The sequence below is a fragment of the Nonlabens sp. genome, from assembly GCF_051251825.1.
Taxonomy (GTDB): domain Bacteria; phylum Bacteroidota; class Bacteroidia; order Flavobacteriales; family Flavobacteriaceae; genus Nonlabens.
The window spans coordinates 34,717-57,173 of the sequence record NZ_JBPOGG010000006.1; the positions used below are offsets into that span (position 1 = coordinate 34,717).

Genomic DNA, 22,457 nt, shown 5'->3' on the forward strand with positions numbered 1-22,457 from the left:
ATAACTTAACAATTTGAAATTTCGCAAGATTCTTTTCTATTGAAACATTACTTTTGAAATTCTAACGTTATAAGAAAAATACAATTCTATGAATGATAAAATTCTCTTAGGTTTCATAGCTGTTTTACCAGCAATAGTAGTAGGTGTAGTCGTTTACTATTTCCTTTCCTCTTTTATGAAAAATGAAGAACGCCGCCGTAGGTTTTTAACGGTTAGAGAATCTCAAGGTAAAACACTACCTACTAGAATGGCTTCTTATGAGCGTATGACCTTGTTTTTAGAACGTATCAAACCTAATAACTTAGTAGTGCGTACATTGGCAGGTTCTATGACTAAGTTGCAATATGAGCAAACGCTGATCGCAGCGATAGATCAAGAATTTGAACATAATATCGCTCAGCAAATTTATGTAAGTGAAGAATGCTGGAACATTATACGTGCTGCAAAAAACACAACCATCCAACAAATACGTCAGGTTGCTATGAGTAGCAAGATAAACTCTGGCGAAGATTTAAGACAAGCTATCGTTAACGAACTCATGGACAAACGTGCGCCTAGCGCTGCTGCATTGAGCTTTTTAAGATCTGAGGTAAAGGATTTATTCTAAACCTTAAACAAATCTCTTATCCTTTTCTGTTCTTCTACTGGCATAGTGGCAATCACTCGGTCTATAACGACTCTTGATTCATTCTTTTTATAAAGTGCTTCAAAAATATCACGGCTATTTTTATAAAATCTCCAGCTGTGATGCACACAAGCATCCATTAAATCTCGATAGTTTTGAGCACTCATTGCATCTAGATTGATGAGGTAATCAAATGCCGCCGTGCGTGTTTGTGGACTGTAAACAGGACTTGTAAAACCAGATAGACGTTGTAAGAACTTATATTTCTCGTTATTTTTATAATCGGCTGAGTTGAGAGCGAGTGCATTCCAAGCCATCTCAAGCGATGGACTCATACTCGTCCACAGTTCTCTGGTTTCTTGTAATATGGCATGACGTTCCATAGGATTTCCTTGCCATAATAAGAATAGGGCACTCTCGCGTGTAAGATAAGACTCGTCATTCAACATAGTTCTTAATATTTTATCCAGTGCTGGGTCATATTCTTGAAGACTTAAAGCTATTGCTTGTCTTACTTTAAGATTGCCCGTTGCCGCTGCTTCTTTATAAAGCTCTATGATTCTATCATTCTTTTTATGAAGACTCAATTGCTTGATCATTTCCTCTACGAGCAATTCATTGATAGGTGCTCTCAAGGTTTCTTTATAAGAATTAAAAGCTTCATCAAATGTTGAAATACTACGAGCAGACAGTTGGAAGTATTGTTCCATAAAATTGCTTTTACGCAATAGGACCAATGCCTCAGCACTTGGAAATTGCGTGTTGGTGAGCCATCTATTTTTAAAACCTGTAAGATCTTCACCGCTTATTTCAGTAACTACATTAAGAAAATCGTCAGTCGTAACATTACGTCCAGCATATTTTTTAAGATATTCTCTCACGCTTAGTTTAAAATCGGCGTCACCTATTTGAGCTCGTAATGCGTGTAAAGCCCATGCGCCATGTTGATAGAAGGTAAGGCTACTCGCGCTAGCATCCAGCAGCGCCGTTCCTTTGCCAGATTTAGTCTGCGCAAGTAAAGATTCTGCATTTTCAAAAAGAGTCATGTAATAATGATCATCTCCATAGATATCACGCTCAGCGAGCATGGAATAATAAGTCGCAAAACCTTCTTGTAACCAGTGATGTTTTCCTTCGGTCTCCGTCACTAAATCGCCAAACCACTGATGTGCCAGCTCATGAGCATTTACCGTAACATAGTTCCCGTCGTTAAATGCGATTTCATCTACGACAAATTCGTCATTGAAAATGGTCGCCGTCGTATTTTCCATTCCAGAATATAAAAAGTCCTTCACGGGAATTTGTTTATAAACTTCCCATGGATACTCGATTCCTATCTCGCGCTCAAGGAAATCAAACATTTGAACGGTATATTTATAAGTAGAGGCTACCTTTTGAGCATCTTCAGGATAGTAGTATAATTCGATAGGTTTTTGCGTAGCGGTTTTCTTAATCTGCACATCATAATCGCCTACGACTAGTGCAACTAGGTAGCTGCTCATAGGATAATCCATATCAAATTGCCACTTTTTATTGGTGTCAATCTCAGTAGTTTCTTTGAGAACACCATTAGATATCGCACGATACTGAGAAGGCGCTGTAACACCGATATCCCAGATCATTTTCTCATTCATATCATCGATACTCGGCAGCCAGTTACTCGTGTATTTTCCTTGACCTTGTGTCCATATTTGATCCCATTTCCCATCATTATCGCGGTCTATGTGGTATAATGCTTTATTAGTTTCCGTTGAAAATTCTACGGTGATGGTGTGAGTTCCGCTTTCGCGAAAGCGAGATTCCACAACAATCTGCTTCTCATTATAATCTGCTGGAACAGGTTTCCCGTCCAGTTTTACATCGTAACGCGTCAAGTTCTTTGCATCTATAAATAACGATGGAATATCTTTAAGAATATCAACTTGAAAATCGATCGTTCCAGATATGATTTCAGAATTTGCGTTAACGTAAATGTCTGCCGTAGCAGTTTTAAAATCAACAAATTCCGTTTGTGAAGGACTGTCTTGAGCAGTCACGATTACAGATAATAAACTGGCAAAAAGCCAAATAATAGTTGTTTTCATAGGGCAAGCAAATTACAAAAGTCACGCCAAGCTTTGTGCTGTCAACTGATAAATTCTAGTTAAGAACGATGGCTTGTGGTGCTTATTGAATGCCAAAAGGTTTTTAGCATTACTTTAGGAAGTTTACATTTGTATTGAATCCAAATATTACAGACTTAAAGAGGTCTAAAAAAAGGATTTTGTTTTTAAAGTGACCTAAGAGAGTTTTACGTGAAAAATGAAAAGAGCGTAGGGTTGAGCAAAAATCGTTTAGTAACGTATGATAATTGGTAGCTATTACACGATTATACCATAAAGTGTTTGAATGCCGACTAACATTCTTTTTGCGCCGTAGCGATTGAAATTTTTAGTAAAATGCTCTTAAGTCTTGATTTTTTTGTTTCGTTTTTTCATCAAGGAAAAAATGAAAAAGACATTGAATAACTAAGATTATTTAAAGAATAAAACACAGTTAAAATAAAAGTGATTGCCTACTAATTTTCTACATACACCTATAGAATTCCTAAATGGAGTAGGACCAGCGCGAGCAAAATTGCTCAAAGCTGAACTGGGCATTTCCACTTATGGTGATCTCGCAAACTTGTTCCCTAATCGTTATATTGATAAAACTAAGTATTATAAAATCAGCGAGCTTGTTCCTGATAGTGCTCATGTTCAGATCGTGGGAAAGGTGACGCACCTCAAAACCATGGGAGAAGGACGCAGCAGTAGGCTCGTGGCAACATTTATAGACGGTACTGGATCCATGGAACTGGTCTGGTTTAAAGGGCAAAAATATTTTAAGGACAGTTTAAAGCTCAATGAACCTTATGTGGTTTATGGAAAGGTTTCAAAATATGGCTCTAAGTACAACATCGCCCATCCAGATGTAGAATTGCTCAAGGAACATAAATCCCGACAGCAAAGTGCGATGACTCCTATTTATCCTTCCACAGAGCAATTATCTAAACGCAATGTGACAAATAAGTTAGTGGTGCGCATGATGATGCAATTGTTCAGTGAGATTCAAAATTCATTTACTGAAACACTATCAGATTCTATAAGAGCGCAACATCAACTAGTAGATAAAAATACTGCGATGTATAATGCGCATTTTCCTAAAAGCGCTGCCTTGCTCCAACAATCTATTTATAGATTAAAGTTTGAAGAATTATTCTTTATTCAAATGGAGTTGTTGCTTCAAAACAGAATCAGAAAAAGCAAAATAAAAGGATATGTGTTTGATGTCGTAGGAGAACAGTTTAATGATTTTTATGCTAATCATTTACCATTTGAATTAACAGGTGCTCAAAAGCGAGTCGTTAAAGAAATACGTGCAGACATGGGAACTGGCGCACACATGAATAGATTATTGCAAGGTGATGTAGGATCTGGTAAAACTATTGTTGCCGTGCTCACTTGTTTACTTGCGATAGATAATGGATTCCAAGCTTGTATTATGGCACCTACTGAGATACTGGCACAACAGCATTATCAAGGCGTCACAGAGTTGCTTGAAAAAACGGGACTTAATGTTGCCTTGCTTACTGGATCTGTAAAAACAAAAGAACGTCGTGTCATTCATGCAGCGCTAGAAGATGGATCACTGGATATATTAATAGGTACTCACGCACTTATAGAAGATAAAGTAAAGTTTAAAAATCTAGGTGTAGCGATTGTAGATGAACAACATCGTTTTGGTGTGGCACAAAGAGCTAAGTTGTGGAAGAAAAATGATTTGCCACCACATGTGCTCGTTATGACAGCAACACCTATACCGCGCACACTTGCCATGAGTTTGTATGGCGATTTGGATATATCGGTTATTGATGAACTGCCACCAGGAAGAAAAGAAATTAAAACAGTTCATAGATATGATAAGAATAGACTTGCTGTTTTTTCATTTTTAAAAGAAGAAATAGCAAAAGGTCGTCAAGTATATATGGTGTATCCATTAATAGAAGAATCTGAAACGCTGGATTATAAAGATTTAATGGACGGTTATGAAAGTGTGGTAAGAGATTTTCCTGCACCACAGTATCAGGTAAGTATAGTTCATGGTCGCATGAAACCAGCCGATAAAGATTATGAAATGAATCGTTTTGTAAACGGCGAAACTCAAATCATGGTCGCTACTACCGTAATAGAAGTAGGCGTTAATGTGCCTAACGCTAGTGTAATGGTCATAGAAAGTGCAGAGCGTTTTGGTTTATCACAGTTGCATCAATTGCGTGGTAGAGTAGGACGTGGCGCGGACCAGAGTTTTTGTATCCTTATGACCAGTTATAAATTGAGTGCAGAGGCAAAAACTAGACTCGAAACTATGGTCGCGACTACTGATGGTTTTGAAATCGCTGAGGTAGATTTAAAATTACGTGGTCCAGGAGATATGATGGGTACACGTCAAAGCGGTATTCTTACCTTGCGAGTAGCAGATATAGTTAAGGATAATGATATACTAGCTATAGCTAGAAATACGGCAGTAGAACTCTTGCAAAAAGATGCCGCATTATCGCAACCAGAAAACGCCGGAATTAAAAAAGTGCTCCACTTTTTGCAGTCTAAAAAAGGGTTGTGGAAATACATAAGCTAACTTTTTAAGGATAGCTGTGATTTTTACATATTTATTATATCTTTGAACAAACCAAAAACTAACAAATGAAATCATTTTACATTTCTTTAATAGCACTTTTTCTTACTGCAGGAGCAGTACAAGCACAAGAATTCTCTTATGGTATTATGGGAGGACTTAACGTTTCAAAAGTTAACAATGCACTAGGTGGCGAGTTCTCTGATAATAAAATCAATTATCATGTAGGACTTATTGCAGAATTTCCACAAGGTGATAAATGGTCATTTGAAGCAGCAGCATTTTATTCTGGTGAAGGTGAGCGACTTGAGAGCGATGGTGCAGAACAAACTGTATATTTAAGATTCATCAATGTTCCAGTACATTTCAAATATTATATTACTGAAGGTTTTAGTGTTCACGCTGGACCACAAGTAGGATTTTTATTAAATGCAAAGCAATCATTTGTAGAAGATGGAGATCGTGAAGAAATCGAAGGAAAAGTAAATAGCTCATTTGCACTTACGGGTGGATTGGGTTATGATTTTGGAAACGGATTGTTTATCAAAGGAACTTTTGATTTAGGAATCACTGATCTTTTTGATAACGTAGATTTCTCAAATGACGAGCGTACAAGAACAGGTCACTTATCATTAGGTTATAAGTTCTAGTAGTTCATCACAATATATTGAAAAGCCTGTTTCAACTAAGAAACAGGCTTTTTTTTGTTTTTAAAGTTTTAAGTGCAAAGCTCAAAGTTTGAAGTTTTACGATGAATGATTAGAATGAACTTTGAGAATTTAAAGTTTCCGTATCCAGCATTCAGCATTCAACATTCAGTATGCCTTAAACGATATTTGATATTCAAAAAGTACTGTTTACTGCTACCGAGAACTGAGACTGAAAATCGCTACTGAAAACTGTGACTAAAAATCGCAATTCTAACAACGTCATTGCGAGAGCAACGAAACAATCTTCACTGAAGTTTATGAAAGGGTAATTCTATGAAGATATTTATAGCTAGAAAAATCAAATTTTCAGGGTTCAATATTCCTTAATCGATATTCGATATTCAAAAAATACTGTTCACTGCGACTGAGAACTGCGACTGAAATCCACAACTAAAAATGACTGCTTACTGCCTACTTAAAACCTGCCTACTGAATTAAACTTCCATACGCTTCAACTCTTCATAGTTTCCTTTTAATCGTTTTAAAAGAATTCCATATATAAGCATATAAATAAGGTATAATAGTCCTAAGAAAACTGCGTAAATCAGAACCATAAATAAGAATGAAAGTACATAAAACTTAGTTTCATGACCATCCATTTTACCACTTTCCATCAACTCAATAATCATAGGGTGATTATTAAGCATATAAATAGTTCCTACCATACCAGATATAAATCCACCTATGATATTGTACCATATGTACCATTTCATGGTTTTTCTAGTTTTGATAATATTTTTCATCAAACTACGAGTAGGTTGACTTGCAGATATATTTTTGTAATTTTTATAGAAAAGATAAATGAAATAAATCACCACAGCATAATGAACGATATAAGAACCTATCATAAAGTTCGTGTGCATGAGAGCTTCGGTTGCTGGGTCTGGACTACCGAAAATAGAATAGAGAATATTTATACCTATCAATAAGCTAAATTCTAGTATCGCTATAATCAACAACCATTTTACGATACTCGTTGATTTTTGCGCCAGCATTTTTTTGATGCTATCAGCGTTTATTTTAGGATACTCCTTTTCTTGAGCATTCCAGTTCTCTTTAAGTTTATCTAGTTGATCCATCGTTTTATGGATTTATAATGTTAGTTAATTTTGTCTTCACTCGGTTCATTTTCACTCTTGCATTTACCTCGCTTATTCCTAGTGTTTCAGAGATTTCGCGATAGTTTCTATCTTCTAGATATAGAAAAACGAGTGCCTTTTCAATATCATTAAGCTGTTTTACAGCACCATATAAAAGTGTTAATTGCTCAGCACTTTCGTCATCTTCATGTAAGTCAGTTACCTTAAACTGGACACTTTCATAGTCTGTCGTTTTCACGCGTCTCGTGGACTTGCGATATAAAGTAATGGCTGTATTTAGTGCCACGCGATACATCCATGTCGAGAACTTAGCATCACCTCTAAACTTAGGGTACGCCTTCCACAATTGTATAGTCACCTCTTGAAAAAGATCATTGTGCGAGTCTTTATCATTAGTATATAGCCTACATATTTTGTGGACTATATTCTGGTTTTCCTCCAGTTGTTTAACAAATTCTGCTTCGAGTTGTTGACTCACTTTTCTTGATTTGGTTGCTGTATAAGTAGTATGCAAATTACTATTGTTACAGATTAAGTTGAAAATATATGATATAGTTATTACGCTTTCGCGAAAGCGGACTCAAAACAACCCAAATATTATCTAAAATTTAAGTCTATCCATTCAGCCTTTCTTATCTTTGAAACTTAAATAAAACCATTAAATTCTCATTATGAGTACATACGATGTAGCAGTAATAGGTTCAGGTCCTGGTGGATATGTAGCAGCGATACGTTGCGCACAACTAGGTATGAAAACTGCAATAATTGAAAAATATAATACACTAGGTGGAACTTGTTTAAACGTAGGTTGTATCCCTTCAAAGGCGTTGCTGGATTCTTCACATCATTATGATGATGCGATGAGGCATTTTGAAGAGCACGGAATAGAAATTCCTGGCGAGATCAAAGTTAACTTTGAAAAAATGATTGCTCGCAAGAAACAAGTTGTTGACATGACTTGTGATGGTGTATCGTTCTTAATGAAGAAGAATAACATTGATGTATTTACAGGAATGGGTTCTTTTAAGGATGCTACTCATATTAATATTGACGGAGCAGATGGCACTCAAACTATAGAAGCAAAAAACACGATCATCGCCACAGGTTCTAAGCCTGGTAGTCTTCCTTTTATCACACTAGATAAAGAAAGAGTGATTACTTCTACTGAGGCTTTATCACTTAAAGAAATCCCTAAACACATGATTGTGATAGGTGGTGGAGTGATAGGTCTTGAGCTAGGTCAAGTTTATCGCAGACTAGGAGCTGAGGTTACTGTAATTGAGTATATGGACCGCATTACTCCTTTAATGGATAAAATGCTTTCTAAGGAATTAATGAAAGTGCTTAAAAAGCAAGGTGTAAAATTCAATCTCTCTCATGCGGTTAATAAAGTAGAGCGCAATGGTGATGAGGTTACCGTTACTGCCAAAAATAAAAAAGGAGAAGAAGTTACTTTTTCTGGAGATTACTGTCTAGTATCTGTAGGTAGAAGACCTTATACTGATAAGTTGAATGCGACTGCTGCTGGAGTTAAGATTAATGAGCGTGGTCAGGTTGAGACAAACGATCATTTACAAACTAATGTTTCAAACATCTATGCGATAGGTGATGTGATAAAAGGCGCAATGCTTGCTCATAAAGCTGAGGAAGAAGGCGTTTTTGTAGCAGAGACTATTGCTGGTCAAAAACCACATATCAATTATAACTTAATTCCTAACGTGATTTACACATGGCCAGAAGTTGCCAGTGTAGGTAAAACTGAGGAAGAATTAAAAGAAGCTGGCGTAGCGATTAAAGTAGGTCAGTTCCCTATGAGAGCTTTGGGTAGAGCAAGAGCTAGTGGAGATATCGACGGACAAATAAAAATCATCGCAGACGAGAAGACTGATGAGGTTCTAGGAGTTCACATGATAGGAGCTCGTGTAGCAGACTTAATTGCTGAGGCTGTTACTGCTATGGAGTTCCGTGCAAGTGCTGAGGATATAGCTCGTATGTCACACGCACATCCTACCTATGCTGAAGCTGTTAAAGAAGCTGCTCTCGCTGCAACTGCTGATCGAGCAATGCACGTTTAATAAAATTCACTTATATAATTTTTTGATAACCGACTCTTTTGCAGAGTCGGTTATTTTTTTAACATAATTTTTGAATCTGTGTAGGACTACAAATCCGTAAATAAGATAACTAACAACTATTTTACTTTATAATGCATTTAATTTCCCTACCTAAATCGCTCCTTGCGATTCTATTTCTATTACTGAGTACTTCAGTTTTTGCTCATTCTATAACTGGTTACGTGACTGATGAGAATGGTCGGCCTATCAAAGACTTATATATTCTCCATAAAGGAACTGAAAATCATACACATACTAACAGTCAAGGTTTTTTCACCATAGAAAACGTAGATGTAAATGCTGTTTTAAAATTTACACACGTAGGCTATGAATCTCAAGAAGTAATAATTACAAACGTTGATACAGTATTACAAATAATGATGTCATCTACTTCTGTGGATTTAGATGCAATTGTAATCAGTAATCAAACAGATACTTTTAATACGCTTGCGTTACTTGATTTACAGCTTAATCCAGTAAACTCATCTCAAGAAATTTTACAAACAGTGCCTGGATTATTCATCGGTCAGCATGCCGGTGGAGGAAAAGCAGAGCAATTATTCCTGAGAGGTTTTGACATAGATCATGGAACTGATGTTGCCATAGGAGTAGATGGAATGCCGGTAAATATGGTTTCTCATGCACATGGTCAAGGTTATGCAGACTTGCACTTTTTAATCCCAGAAACAATCAATTCTATAGATTATGGTAAAGGAAGCTATGATGTAAACGTAGGGAACTTTGCAACCGCAGGTCATGTCAACTTGAATACTAAAGAATTTTTACAGCGCAATATTATCCAGACAGAAATAGGAGATTTTAACTACCAGCGGTTACTCACTATGTTTAATGTAGTAGATAATGCAAATACAAGTGCTTATGTGGCGAGCGAGTATATCACATTTGACGGAGCATTTGATAGTCCACAAAATTTTGATCGATTTAATATTTTTTCAAAACTAAATCACAAAACTGATGAAGGCAACGAATTGAACTTAACCGCTTCATACTTTACAAGTGAATGGGACGCTAGTGGTCAGATTCCAGTGCGTGCTGTAGAAAGTGGATTGATAGGGCGTTTTGGAGCCATAGATGATACTGAAGGTGGTACTACATCAAGAACTAACTTAAACTTGAGTTATGATTTTAATTTAAGCGATACAGAGCAATTAAAGACTCAAGTATATTATACACATTATGACTTTACGCTTTTTTCAAATTTCACGTTTTTCTTAGAAGACCCAGTGAATGGCGACCAAATCAAGCAACAAGAAAGTCGCGATATGGTAGGAATGAAAGGTGTTTATAATAAAGAATATAAATGGAATGATAATGAACTGAATTGGTACAGCGGTTTAGGATTAAGAAATGATAGAACAGACGGTAGTTCATTATTAAGAACTTTAAATAGAAGAACGACACTAGAACAAATCCAATTAGGAGATATTAATGAGACTAATTCTTCCTTATGGACTGGTGTCACCTTAGAGAAAGGAAAATGGAATCTTGAAGCAGCGTTGAGATTAGAGCATTTTAAATTTATTTATCGCGATGCGTTAGATGATTCTTTTGATACGCTTTCTCAAAACGCAACTGCTTTATTACCTAAATTTAATGTGGCTTATCAAGCTTCTAAAAACTGGCAACTGTATTTTAAAAATGGAGTAGGATTGCATAGTAACGACACTAGAGTTGTCATACGTAATGAAGCCGATGAGATTCTACCTAAATCCTACGGTTCAGATCTAGGAACTATTTTTAAACCTAGTAATCGTTTAGTAGTAAATGGAGCTTTATGGTATCTTTTTCTAGAACAAGAGTTTGTTTATGTAGGAGACGCTGGAATTGTAGAACCTAGTGGTAAAACAGAACGCTATGGATTTGACTTAGGAATTAATTATCAGTTGACGGACTACTTATTTCTAGATACTAATCTTAATTATGCTCATGCTAGAGCCATAGATGAACCAAGTGGAGAAGATTACATACCACTAGCTCCAGAATGGACCAGTACAGGTGGAATAAGCTTGAAAGATTATAAAGGCTGGAATGCTTCTATGAGATATCGCTATATCGCAGATCGTGCTGCAAATGAAGACAACAGCATCATTGCCGAAGGTTATTTTGTGAATGAACTCAATTTAAATTATGACTTTAGTAAAAAGCTGAATGTAGGCTTTTCGATAGAAAATCTATTTAATGTCGAATGGAATGAAACTCAGTTTGCAACAGAATCAAGATTGCAAAATGAAGCAGCAAGTGTGGAAGAAATCCACTTTACACCAGGAACACCATTTTTCATTAAAGGAAGATTGATTTACTCTTTTTAATACTTTCATAGAGTAAATATGGAATGGTAAGTAACTTCAAGTTATTTTTACCATGTGAGAAAGTCTAGAATAACATATTCATTTGATCTAGAAGATTCGGTTGTTTTTAAAAAACAAATTCAGGATTTTTATAAGAATGAGAAATACTTCATGATGCTGGAAAGTAATCATGGAGGCACAGGCCATGATACCTATGATAATCTCATTGCTGTAGGCTGTATCGACCATTTAAGTACTAATTATGAAGGTGCGTTTGATCAGTTAGAAAAGTTTAAAAATGAATATAAAGATTGGACCTTTGGTTATTTAGGTTACGATTTAAAGAATGACCTTGAAGAACTAGAAAGTAATAATCCAGATGGAGTTCAATTTCCTGATATGTATTTCTTTATTCCAGAAGTAGTTTTTGAAATTTCTAATAATCAAATATTAATTCATAGCTATCATGCTAGCGAGCAGAGTGCTCTTAGACTACTAGAAAAAATCTTGAGGCATCAAGTAAACCTTGACAAAACGGTTTATGAACCAGCACATATCACAGCTAGAGATTCTAAGGAAAGTTATCTTTATAAAGCCCAAACCTTTCTGGATCATATCCATCGAGGAGATATTTATGAGGCAAACTTTTGTACTGAATTTTATGCCACAGACGTTGCGCTGGACAGTATAAAAGCATTTCAAGATCTTAACGAGATTAGTGAGCCGCCATTTGCGGTTTATGCAAGAATGAATGCTTATCAAGTGATGAGTGCCAGTCCAGAACGTTATCTTAAAAGAACGGGCAACCAGTTAATTTCTCAACCTATAAAAGGAACTGCAAAGCGATCAACAGACTTAATTAAGGATGAGACTTTAAAAAAAGTACTTTTTAATGATCCTAAAGAACGATCAGAAAATGTGATGATTGTAGATCTAGTGCGCAATGACCTGTCAAAAGTTGCTACTCGCGGAACTGTACAAGTTCAAGAACTTTATGGGATTTATAGTTTCAAGCAAGTTCACCAAATGATAAGTACCATAACTGCAACCGTACAGCCCGATTTATCTTTTACTGATATTATAAAAGCCACGTTTCCTATGGGAAGCATGACTGGCGCGCCTAAAATAAGTGCGATGCACATTATTGAAAAAAACGAGTCATTTAAACGTGGATTGTACAGTGGTGCGATAGGATACGTGAAACCCGACGGTGATTTTGACTTTAATGTAGTGATCCGTACCTTATTATACAATGCAAATAATCGTTACGCCTCATTCAGCGTAGGTAGTGCAATTACAGCCGCTGCACAACCTGAGAAAGAATATGAGGAATGTCTTTTAAAAGCTCATGCAATGATTCAAGTTTTAGCACAACAAGGAATTACTTTTGATTAAATTTGTGACATGCTGACTGCTTTTCAAGAACACATTGCCACTCAATTTCCAGACTTAAAGGAAAAGAGAATCCTCGTTGCCATAAGTGGTGGACTGGATAGTGTGGTTTTGTCACATTTACTCCACAAACTAGAGTATAAGATTGCGTTTGTGCATTGTAATTTTAAATTACGAGCTGCAGCCAGTGATAAAGACGAGCAATTTGTGAAAAATCTAGCTCAGTCATTTGACATTCAATGCTTTATAGAACAATTTGATACTGAGCAATATGCATTGCAAAAAGGAATCTCCATACAGATGGCAGCGCGTGAATTGCGATATGAATTCTTTGATGAAATTTGTGAAAAATATAGTTATAATCATGTGTGCACCGCACATCACCTAGATGATCAACTAGAGACCTTTTTGATAAACCTTAATCGTGGCGCTGGGCTCAATGGTTTACAAGGAATTCCACAAGATAATGGACTTATAATTAGACCTCTTTTGGTTTTCACAAGAGAGCAAATTAATAGCTACGCGCTGGATAATGAGGTTACCTGGAGAGAAGACGCTAGCAACAGCAGTAATAAATACCAGCGCAATCAATTGCGTAATGAGATTTTACCATTATTACATAACGCTTTACCTCAATTACGAGCTCATTTTGCACAATCTCTAGATTATCTTAAAGGTTCTCAAGAACTTGTTAGGGATGCTGTATTACGCTTTCGCGAAAGCGGAATTAAAAAGACCAACTCTGGTATCCAAATCAATTGTGCTCAACTCCTTCAGTGTGGTAATCCGAGAGCCTATCTCTTTGAAATTATATATGAATATGGTTTTCAAAATATGGAAAGCGCCATGGATTTGTTATACGGTAGCACTGGAAAAAGAATCGAATCTGAGAATTATATAATGTTGAAGAATAGAGAATGGCTGGTTATTGAGAAACAATTTGATACTCTTCCTGTAAACATAGAAATCAACAATATTCCTGGAATTTATAAGTTTAATACTAGTATTTTACAAATTGAACATCTCATTGTGGATGATCCTCTTTCTTTTGTGAAAAATAATAGCCATAGAAATGTTCATTATCTCGATGCAGCACAGATAAGACTACCATTGACATTGCGCAATTGGAACCATGGCGATCGCATTAATCCTTTAGGGATGAGTGGTAGTAAGTTAGTAAGTGATGTATTAACTGATGGCAAAGTTTCTTTCATAGATAAAGAAAAAATGGTAGTATTGACATTAAATGAGGAAATTTTGTGGATTGTAGGAATACGAGCCAGTAATCATTGCAAAGTGACTTCATCAACCAAAACAATTATTAAAATATCTTATACATTATGAGAAAGCTCCTTATAGCTTTAACAGCCCTCATCAGTCTACATGTCACAGGACAAGTCCAAGATCCAACAGACTGGACCACAAGCGTAAAAAAATTATCTGATACAGAATATGTCTTAGTTACTGATGTTTCAATCGAGCCAGGATGGCATCTTTATTCACAAGCAAAAGGTGATAAGGATGAAGGACCTGTTCCTACAGAGTTTAATTTCTTTGGCACTGATGATTTTGAGTTAGTAGGAATTAATGAGGAAAAAGGATCTTATGCTGAGTTTGAAAAAGTATGGGAAATGGATGTGTATCATTTTGCTAACTATGCTCATTTTGAGCAAAAAGTAAAACTTAAAAATCCGGATGTACAATACATTGCTGTAGAGTCGTACTTTATGGTATGTGATGACACACAGTGCTTACCACCATCACCTGAATCTTTAATTTTTAAACTTGATGAAAATGTAAACGTCGTTCCAGATGATGTGATTAATGCGTTTTATGATGAAGGAGCAGAACCTCTTAAGGCTAAAGCTCCGGAATCTAGCACGATCATAAAAAAAGGTGATAAACACGAGAAGAAGGACGTAGATGAAGACGATGAAGAAAAGGACAAGAGTTTATGGATTGTATTTTTTCTTTCATTTTTAGGAGGATTTGCAGCATTATTGACGCCTTGTATGTTCCCTATGATACCGTTAACAGTAAGTTTCTTCACTAAACAAAGTCAGAACAGAGCTCAAGGAATACGTAATGCTATACTATATGGTGTATTTATCATCGCTATATATGTATTACTAGGGTCTGCGATAGTTGCGATATTTGGTATAGAAGCACTTAATGAGCTTTCCACAAGTGTAACGTTTAACATTGCCTTTTTTGTAATACTAGTCGTGTTTGCTTTATCATTTTTAGGAGCGTTTGAAATTACCTTACCGCAATCGTGGGCAAATAGTGCAGACAAGCAATCTAATCGCGGTGGAATCATCGGGATCTTCTTTATGGCACTTGCACTAGCGATTATATCGTTCTCCTGTACAGGACCCATAGTAGGTTCTATACTATTTGAATCATCCAGTAAAGGTGGAATAGCGCCTATTATAGGAATGCTAGGTTTCTCATCGGCAATCGCTTTACCGTTTGCATTATTTGCAATATTCCCAGGATGGATGAATAGTTTGCCTAAGTCAGGTGGCTGGTTGAATACAGTAAAGGTGTTTTTAGGATTCTTAGAATTGGCTTTTGCTTTTAAATTCCTTTCAAATGCAGATTTAGTGATGCAATGGGGACTTCTTACTAGAGAGGTATTTTTAGTAATATGGGTAGCTATTTTTGGAACGATGGCTTTATACTTATTTGGTAAGATTAAGTTACCTCATGATGGACCAGAAGCAAATATCTCAGTAGGTAGATTGCTTATGGGGATTTTCTCTTTATGTGTTGCTATTTATTTATTACCTGGAATATGGGGCGCACCACTTAAGATTATCAGCGGTTTCCCGCCACCGATGAAGTATAGTGAATCGCCTTATGGAGTAGGATATACTAAGTCTCAAGGTTTCACAAGTAATGATCAAGCAGTTAAATTGCCAGAAGGAGCAGAGTTAGGAGAATATGACATTGTAACATTCCATGATTATGATGAAGGTCTTGCTTATGCAAAAAAGATAGGTAAACCAGCTCTTGTAGATTTTACAGGTCATGCCTGTGTAAATTGCAGAAGAATGGAACAGTTAGTTTGGGGTGAGCAAGGAGTTCTTTCTATACTTAAAGGTGAAGTGGTTATGATTTCGCTTTACGTAGATGAGAAAAAGAAGCTGCCTATAGAAGAACACTATATGAGTGAAGTTACTGAGAAGATGGTACGTACCACGGGTAACAAATGGTCGGAGTTACAGATTAAGAATTATCAAATTAATGCACAACCTTACTACGCACTTATAGGAGCAGATGGTAAAGATCTTATCAAGCCAGTAGGTTACACTCCAGATGCCGAAGAGTTTGAGAAGTGGCTGAATGATGGAGTAGAAGAATATAAATAGTAGTTTCTATTTTGGAAAAAAAAGCGGCCATTGGCCGCTTTTTTTATGATCAATTTGTTCTTTAAAATGTGCGTAGTTATGAATGTCATTTGCTTCATCTATAGCTATCAGCTAGTAATGGATTCTTCTTTGCTTGTAACCATCTAAACTATAATCAGTACGTCAGGTGTATCAGAACATTATTTAGTCGTCATAGAGATTGTTTTTCAATAGTGTAAATAATTCAATATAGTTAGTGATCAGAACAATTGAGTGGTTGGATTCTGAATCGTTCTATCTATTCTGAATAATAAAAGTAAAGAATCCTTAAAGAGTAGATCTAATTGCTCATTGCATTTGTCTAAATAAAATAGGCTCTAAATGGAATCATTTAAATTGAATATACTTCTATTTGCTGCAGGACATCTTATCTCAAAACAATTAAATAATTGAATTCATTCATAATGAAGTATTTTATATAATAACCGTATCTCTGAATCTAAATAGGTTATTGGTAATTGATTAAGTTGATTTTCTAAAGTTGTCTTGTCTGATTAACCATTTGTTTTAATACTTAACCATCCAGCATATTTACTAATGAAATATAAAGCGTAAAAAACTAGGATAATTTTTTAACTACCTAAGCTAAATAGCGCGTATAAAAAAAGGACCGCAAACGCGGTCCTTTTTAATATAATACGTAGTTGAGAATTAGTTAACTCTAAAAGTAACTCTTCTTACTAATTGTCTAGCTTCAGATGAATTCTTATCTACTGATGCATCTTCTCCGTTACCATTATGAGATAATCTAGAAGCAGAAACTCCAGAAGCAACTAATACATCATGTACCATCTTAGCACGACGCTCAGATAAGTTTTTGTTGTATTCAGGACTTCCTAATTCATCTGCATATCCTGTTAGAGTTGCAGTTGCACTTGGATTATCTTTCATGTAAGTTACAAGAGTATTAATAGCGCTTAAAGAATAAAGAGCTGGCTTTGTACTGTTGAATTGGAAATATACATTCACATAACCTTCATTGATTAATTTCTTGATGATTCCTTTATCGCTCATTCCATCAGCACCATTAGTACCAGAATTTACATTTGCAAGATCAGATTTAGAAGCGTAGCGTCCGTCAAGAGCACTTTCCATATCATCAGGAATACCATTCTTGTTTACATCAATCGCTCTACCTTTATTATCTACACGTACACCACTTTCAGTTGTGTTATCTCTGTCGATATAGTTAGGTACACCATCTTTATCGTCATCTGCATATTCTTTAGCCATTTTATCCATGCTTGCTGCAAGTTCTTCAACTTTAGCTTCAACTGGATCTTCAGTGAAATCTGCTGGTTGATCACCTTTACCGAAGTAATAGGTTAAACCAACTGATGCATTCACTAACATACCTTCAAAACCTCTAACATCATCACCTGGAAGAATTGCACCATCCCAACCATAGTTGTTACGCATAGTACCAATAACTGTTAAGTCTGTGAAAACAGCCAAATTACTTGAGATTCTATATTGTGGAGTAATACCAGCCATAAAGTTTAAATGAAGATCAGTATCATCATACAAATCCGAGGATAACATTCCTACACCTAAACCACCGTGACCTAAAATCCCAAATTTGCTTGAAGCATCTTTTAGTCCTACGAAGTTTCCTAAATTAACAATACCTTCTAGACTCACTCTTAGGTAATCGCTTTCAAATTCAGTTGATAAATCTTTAGATGATTGGATATTATTATAACCAACTTCAAGTCCTAAACCAAAAGATCTAGTAAAGTTGTACCTTAATCCTAAATCAGCCTGCCAGAAATCTGGAGTGTCTGTGTAACCAGTTGAGAATGGACGCGATGGTTTGTGCACACCAGCGCCTAAATCAATCGACCATCTTTTAAAATCGGTTGTTAATTCTTCCTGAGTATCTTGTGCAAAACCGAATAGGCTACACAATACGATGGATAATGTAATAAATTTTTTCATAAGTATTATTCTTGCTTTCAATCGGCAAAGATATAAATATTATAAGAACAACTTACTATTTAAGTTTTTTTTTACATTTTATTTTATCCGCAATGATATTGTATTGTTCAAAGGGTGATGATAATAAACTTCCTTTTACATTTTATCATATTAACATACTTATAATATATACTTTTATTGAAATAGTTGTATCAATTGCGTCAGTTCTTTGATATATGGTTGAGTTATTAAATAAGTCTATTTGATATCCTAATATATTTTCTAAAGTACCTTTTGAACTATTAACATGGATTGACATCATTAATTTATATTTGCTGAAAACTTTTAATAAAGAGTTAGGGTAGTATTTTAATATTTATTCCAACTTTTAATTTTTATAAGAATTTAATGGGAATAAAAAATATATGCTGTATAGGTGCTGGATATGTAGGTGGACCTACCATGACTATGATTGCAGCTAAATGTCCGCACATTCAAGTTCATGTTGTTGATATTAATGAAAAGCGTATCGCTGCTTGGAATGATGAAAACGTGGATAATATACCTATATATGAACCAGGCTTGTCTGATTTAGTTAGTAAAACTAGAGGAAAAAATCTTCATTTTTCTACAAATGTAGAAGAAGCCATTCAGGCCGCAGACATGATTTTTATATCTGTCAATACACCTACTAAAACCTATGGTGTAGGTAAAGGTATGGCCGCTGACTTGAAGTATATCGAGTTATGTGCTAGACAAATAGCAGCGGTTGCAACTACCGATAAAATTATAGTAGAAAAATCAACTCTACCTGTAAGAACTGCAGAAGCATTGAGAAGTATTCTGGACAATACTGGTAATGGAGTTAATTATGATATTCTTTCAAATCCTGAGTTCCTTGCAGAAGGTACAGCAGTTAGTGATTTATTAAATCCGGATAGAGTGCTCATAGGCGGTGATCAAACAGAACGTGGCAAAAAAGCGCAACAAGCACTAGTGGATGTATATGCAAACTGGGTTCCTAAAGAACGAATTCTTACCACAAACGTATGGTCGTCAGAATTATCTAAGTTGACAGCAAATGCATTTCTCGCTCAACGAGTTAGTAGTATTAACGCCATGTCTGAGTTGTGTGAAGTGACTGAGGCTGACGTTAATGAAGTAGCAAGAGCAATAGGAACAGACTCGCGTATAGGGTCTAAGTTTTTAAAAGCTTCAGTCGGTTTTGGTGGTTCATGTTTTCAAAAAGATATTTTAAACCTAGTGTACATTGCACAATCTTATGGATTACAGGAAGTAGCAGATTACTGGGAACAAGTCATTATAATGAATGACCATCAAAAGCGCAGGTTTGCTAAAAACATAGTTAAAACTTTATTCAATACCGTTTCGGGTAAGAAAATCGCTTTATTAGGTTGGGCGTTTAAAAAAGATACTAATGATACTAGAGAATCTGCAGCGATTTATGTGGCAGATTATTTATTAAGTGAGCAAGCAGAGATTACGGTCTACGATCCTAAAGTTACTGAAGAACAGATTTATAGTGATTTAAATTATTTAGGAACTAGAACTGATAGTGAAAACAGAAAATTATTAAAAGTTGATAAATCTCCACAACAAGCTGCTGCAAATGCCCATGCGATTGCTGTTTTAACTGAATGGGATGAGTTTATTGAATTGGATTGGAAAGCCATCTATTCCCATATGCTTAAACCAGCATTTTTATTTGATGGTCGTATGCTATTAGATGAAAATAAACTTAATGAAATAGGATTTAACGTCTACACCATCGGTAAAGGTTGATTTGAACCTTAAATAAAACATATTAATTGTATTAAACTTTAAATTATTAAGTCAAAAATATTAATAACTGGTGCGGCTGGATTTATAGGAAGTAATCTGTGTGATTATTTTGTTGATAGAGGTTATGATGTCGTAGGGCTCGATAATCTATCTACAGGCCACATTGCTAATTTAAATGATGTTACTGATAATTCTAATTTTAGTTTTATCCATGGAGATATTAGAGATTTAGAAACTTGCAGAAAAGCTGTGACTGACGTGGATTACGTGCTTCATCAGGCTGCGTTAGGTAGCGTTCCCAGATCTATAATAGACCCTATAACTTCAAATGAGGTGAACGTTAACGGCTTTTTAAACATGCTTGTAGCTTGCAAAGATGCTGGTGTTAAGAAAATGGTGTATGCTGCAAGTTCATCTACTTATGGAGATTCTACTAGCTTGCCTAAAGTGGAGGACGCTATAGGTAAGCCCTTATCACCTTACGCGATTACTAAGTATGTCAACGAGTTATATGCTGACGTGTTTTATAAGACCTACGGTTTAAACACGGTTGGACTGCGTTATTTTAATGTTTTTGGTCGTAAACAAGACCCAAATGGTGCATATGCTGCGGTAATTCCGTTATTTATCAAACGCCTCATGGATAATCAATCACCTAGAATTAATGGAGATGGGACTTATTCAAGAGATTTTACTTATGTAGACAATGTGATTCAAGCAAACGAAAAAGCCATGTTGTCAGTACATCCAGAAGCAATAAATTCTGTTTTTAATATTGCTTACGGTGATAGGACTGATTTGAATCATTTAGTAGAATTGTTAAAAAAATCGTTGTCTAGATTCAATAAGGAAATATTAGAAATACCTATTGAATATGGTCCCTTAAGAGTAGGTGATGTGCCTCATTCTTTGGCTTCTATTGATAAAGCAAAAAAAATATTAGATTATCACCCTAGATTTGATCTGGCCACAGGAATAGATGAGGCTATTGAATGGTATTGGTCTAACTTATAGATTATTTATTTCGCTTTCGCGAAAGCGTAACATCACAATAATATTAAATGAAAACGAAAATTACTATTATAGGGCTAGGTTATGTAGGATTACCTCTTGCTAGGCTATTTGCAACCAAGTATAATGTTATAGGATTTGATATTAACACTGCTAGAGTAGAAGAATTAAATAATGGTATTGATTCAACTAAAGAAGTGGAAACAGATGTCCTGCTAGATGTTCTCAAATCTGATGCAAGTGATGAAAACGGTCTCTATTGTACAACAAGTATTGAAGAGATAAAACTCGCAAATACTTACATTATTACCGTTCCCACACCTGTGGATAGTAATAATAAGCCCGTATTAGTGCCATTACATAAGGCCAGTGAAACTGTAGGTAGAGTATTGAAAAAAGGTGATGTCGTAATTTATGAGTCTACCGTGTATCCTGGAGCTACTGAGGAGGAATGTGTTCCTATTCTTGAGAAAAATAGTGGATTGAAATTCAATACAGATTTTTATGTAGGATATTCTCCCGAGCGCATTAATCCAGGAGATAAGAAGCATACTGTTGAAAAAATACTTAAAGTAACATCAGGAAGTACTCCAGCAACAGGTAAAAAAGTAGATGATTTATATGCTAGTGTCATCACAGCAGGTACTCATCTTGCACCTTCTATTAAGGTTGCTGAGGCTGCGAAAGTTATAGAAAACTCTCAAAGAGATATAAACATAGCCTTTGTAAATGAACTATCTAAGATATTTAATTTATTAGATATCGATACTCAAGCCGTTCTCGCGGCTGCTGGAACTAAATGGAATTTCCTTCCATTCACTCCAGGTCTTGTAGGAGGACATTGTATAGGAGTAGATCCTTATTATCTAGCGCAGAAGGCTATGGAAGTAGGTTATCACCCAGAGATTATTCTAGCTGGTAGACGCATGAATGATAGTATGGGATCTTACGTTGCTAGTGAGATCGTAAAACTTATGCTGTCTAAAGATATATCTGTCAATAAATCTAAAGTATTAATGCTGGGAATAACTTTTAAGGAAAATTGTCCTGACGTGAGAAACACTAAAGTTGTAGATGTTGTTAGTAATTTAGAAGAATTTGGTATTCAGGTTGATGTTTATGATCCTATAGCAAGTCCAACTGAAGTTAACAAGGAATATGGAATACAACTCGTAGATGAGCCTAAAGAAAATTATTATAGTGCAGTAATCATAGCAGTGGCCCATGAGCAATTTTTAAGAATTGATTTAGAACAATTATGCGTTAAAAATTCAGTGATCTATGATGTTAAAGGAAAATATAAAGGTAGAGTTGATAAAACATTATAGTTTTTTTTCATGCTTATTTAAAAGTACAATTGAGAATATAAGTTAGTCTAAGAGTAATCATTGTTTATTGATTAGCTTATCT

15 protein-coding genes are annotated in these 22,457 nt (G+C 35.5%); 11 read left to right on the plus strand and 4 right to left on the minus strand.

All coding sequences use genetic code 11. The features are described from left to right. Positions 1 to 88 precede the first annotated feature (88 nt). Positions 89 to 607 (plus strand): hypothetical protein, encoded by a 519-nt coding sequence (locus tag ACSHWW_RS08985; RefSeq protein WP_435682110.1) that lies wholly within the window; start codon positions 89 to 91, stop codon positions 605 to 607. Here ACSHWW_RS08985 and ACSHWW_RS08990 read toward each other — a convergent pair. After that, positions 604 to 2,709 carry a M1 family metallopeptidase gene (locus ACSHWW_RS08990; protein WP_435682111.1) on the minus strand — a complete coding sequence of 702 codons (2,106 nt, stop codon included), beginning with the start codon at positions 2,707 to 2,709 and terminating at the stop codon, positions 604 to 606. The genes ACSHWW_RS08985 and ACSHWW_RS08990 overlap by 4 nt on opposite strands. Positions 2,710 to 3,175: 466 nt before the next feature. Here ACSHWW_RS08990 and recG point away from each other — a divergent pair, with 466 nt between their 5' ends. Both recG and ACSHWW_RS09000 read left to right on the plus strand, forming a co-directional pair. Continuing rightward, complete coding sequence (gene recG, locus ACSHWW_RS08995; protein WP_435682112.1) at positions 3,176 to 5,281, plus strand: ATP-dependent DNA helicase RecG; 2,106 nt, start codon at positions 3,176 to 3,178, stop codon at positions 5,279 to 5,281. A 65-nt stretch (positions 5,282 to 5,346) separates the two neighbouring features. Continuing rightward, on the plus strand, positions 5,347 to 5,928 hold the full coding sequence (locus ACSHWW_RS09000; RefSeq protein WP_435682113.1) for a porin family protein: 582 nt from the start codon (positions 5,347 to 5,349) through the stop codon (positions 5,926 to 5,928). 494 nt (positions 5,929 to 6,422) lie between these two features. On the opposite strand, the gene ACSHWW_RS09005 is transcribed toward ACSHWW_RS09000, so the two are convergent. Both ACSHWW_RS09005 and ACSHWW_RS09010 read right to left on the minus strand, forming a co-directional pair. Then, positions 6,423 to 7,067 (minus strand): hypothetical protein, encoded by a 645-nt coding sequence (locus ACSHWW_RS09005; protein WP_435682114.1) that lies wholly within the window; start codon positions 7,065 to 7,067, stop codon positions 6,423 to 6,425. 4 nt (positions 7,068 to 7,071) lie between these two features. After that, positions 7,072 to 7,566, minus strand: a complete 495-nt coding sequence (locus ACSHWW_RS09010; RefSeq protein WP_435682115.1) for an RNA polymerase sigma factor — start codon at positions 7,564 to 7,566, stop codon at positions 7,072 to 7,074. Between the two features lie 193 nt (positions 7,567 to 7,759). Here ACSHWW_RS09010 and lpdA point away from each other — a divergent pair, with 193 nt between their 5' ends. The 5 genes from lpdA (at position 7,760) to ACSHWW_RS09035 (ending at position 16,277) form a co-directional block, all read left to right on the plus strand. Then, positions 7,760 to 9,163, plus strand: a complete 1,404-nt coding sequence (gene lpdA, locus ACSHWW_RS09015) for a dihydrolipoyl dehydrogenase (protein ID WP_435682116.1) — start codon at positions 7,760 to 7,762, stop codon at positions 9,161 to 9,163. A 131-nt stretch (positions 9,164 to 9,294) separates the two neighbouring features. Further along, positions 9,295 to 11,532: a TonB-dependent receptor gene (locus ACSHWW_RS09020; RefSeq protein ID WP_435682117.1), complete on the plus strand. Its 2,238-nt coding sequence runs from the start codon at positions 9,295 to 9,297 to the stop codon at positions 11,530 to 11,532. 54 nt (positions 11,533 to 11,586) lie between these two features. Further along, a complete protein-coding gene (locus ACSHWW_RS09025) occupies positions 11,587 to 12,906 on the plus strand; it encodes an anthranilate synthase component I family protein (protein ID WP_435682118.1) in 1,320 nt (439 codons plus the stop codon). 9 nt (positions 12,907 to 12,915) lie between these two features. Then, a complete protein-coding gene (gene tilS, locus ACSHWW_RS09030) occupies positions 12,916 to 14,247 on the plus strand; it encodes a tRNA lysidine(34) synthetase TilS (RefSeq protein WP_435682119.1) in 1,332 nt (443 codons plus the stop codon). Further along, entirely contained in the window at positions 14,244 to 16,277 is a 2,034-nt protein-coding gene (locus ACSHWW_RS09035) for a protein-disulfide reductase DsbD family protein (RefSeq protein ID WP_435682120.1), read from the plus strand. The genes tilS and ACSHWW_RS09035 overlap by 4 nt, the downstream gene beginning before the upstream one ends. A gap of 690 nt (positions 16,278 to 16,967) precedes the next feature. Here ACSHWW_RS09035 and ACSHWW_RS09040 read toward each other — a convergent pair. Then, positions 16,968 to 18,254, minus strand: coding sequence for an OmpA family protein (locus ACSHWW_RS09040; RefSeq protein WP_435682121.1), 1,287 nt, complete (start codon positions 18,252 to 18,254; stop codon positions 16,968 to 16,970). Between the two features lie 387 nt (positions 18,255 to 18,641). On the opposite strand from ACSHWW_RS09040, the gene ACSHWW_RS09045 reads away from it, so the two are divergent. The 3 genes from ACSHWW_RS09045 to ACSHWW_RS09055 are packed head-to-tail and all read left to right on the plus strand — an operon-like array spanning position 18,642 to position 22,375. Continuing rightward, positions 18,642 to 20,036: a nucleotide sugar dehydrogenase gene (locus ACSHWW_RS09045; protein WP_435682122.1), complete on the plus strand. Its 1,395-nt coding sequence runs from the start codon at positions 18,642 to 18,644 to the stop codon at positions 20,034 to 20,036. Between the two features lie 45 nt (positions 20,037 to 20,081). Then, entirely contained in the window at positions 20,082 to 21,050 is a 969-nt protein-coding gene (locus tag ACSHWW_RS09050) for an SDR family oxidoreductase (RefSeq protein ID WP_435682256.1), read from the plus strand. Between the two features lie 47 nt (positions 21,051 to 21,097). Continuing rightward, positions 21,098 to 22,375 (plus strand): nucleotide sugar dehydrogenase, encoded by a 1,278-nt coding sequence (locus ACSHWW_RS09055; RefSeq protein WP_435682123.1) that lies wholly within the window; start codon positions 21,098 to 21,100, stop codon positions 22,373 to 22,375. Positions 22,376 to 22,457 lie beyond the last annotated feature (82 nt).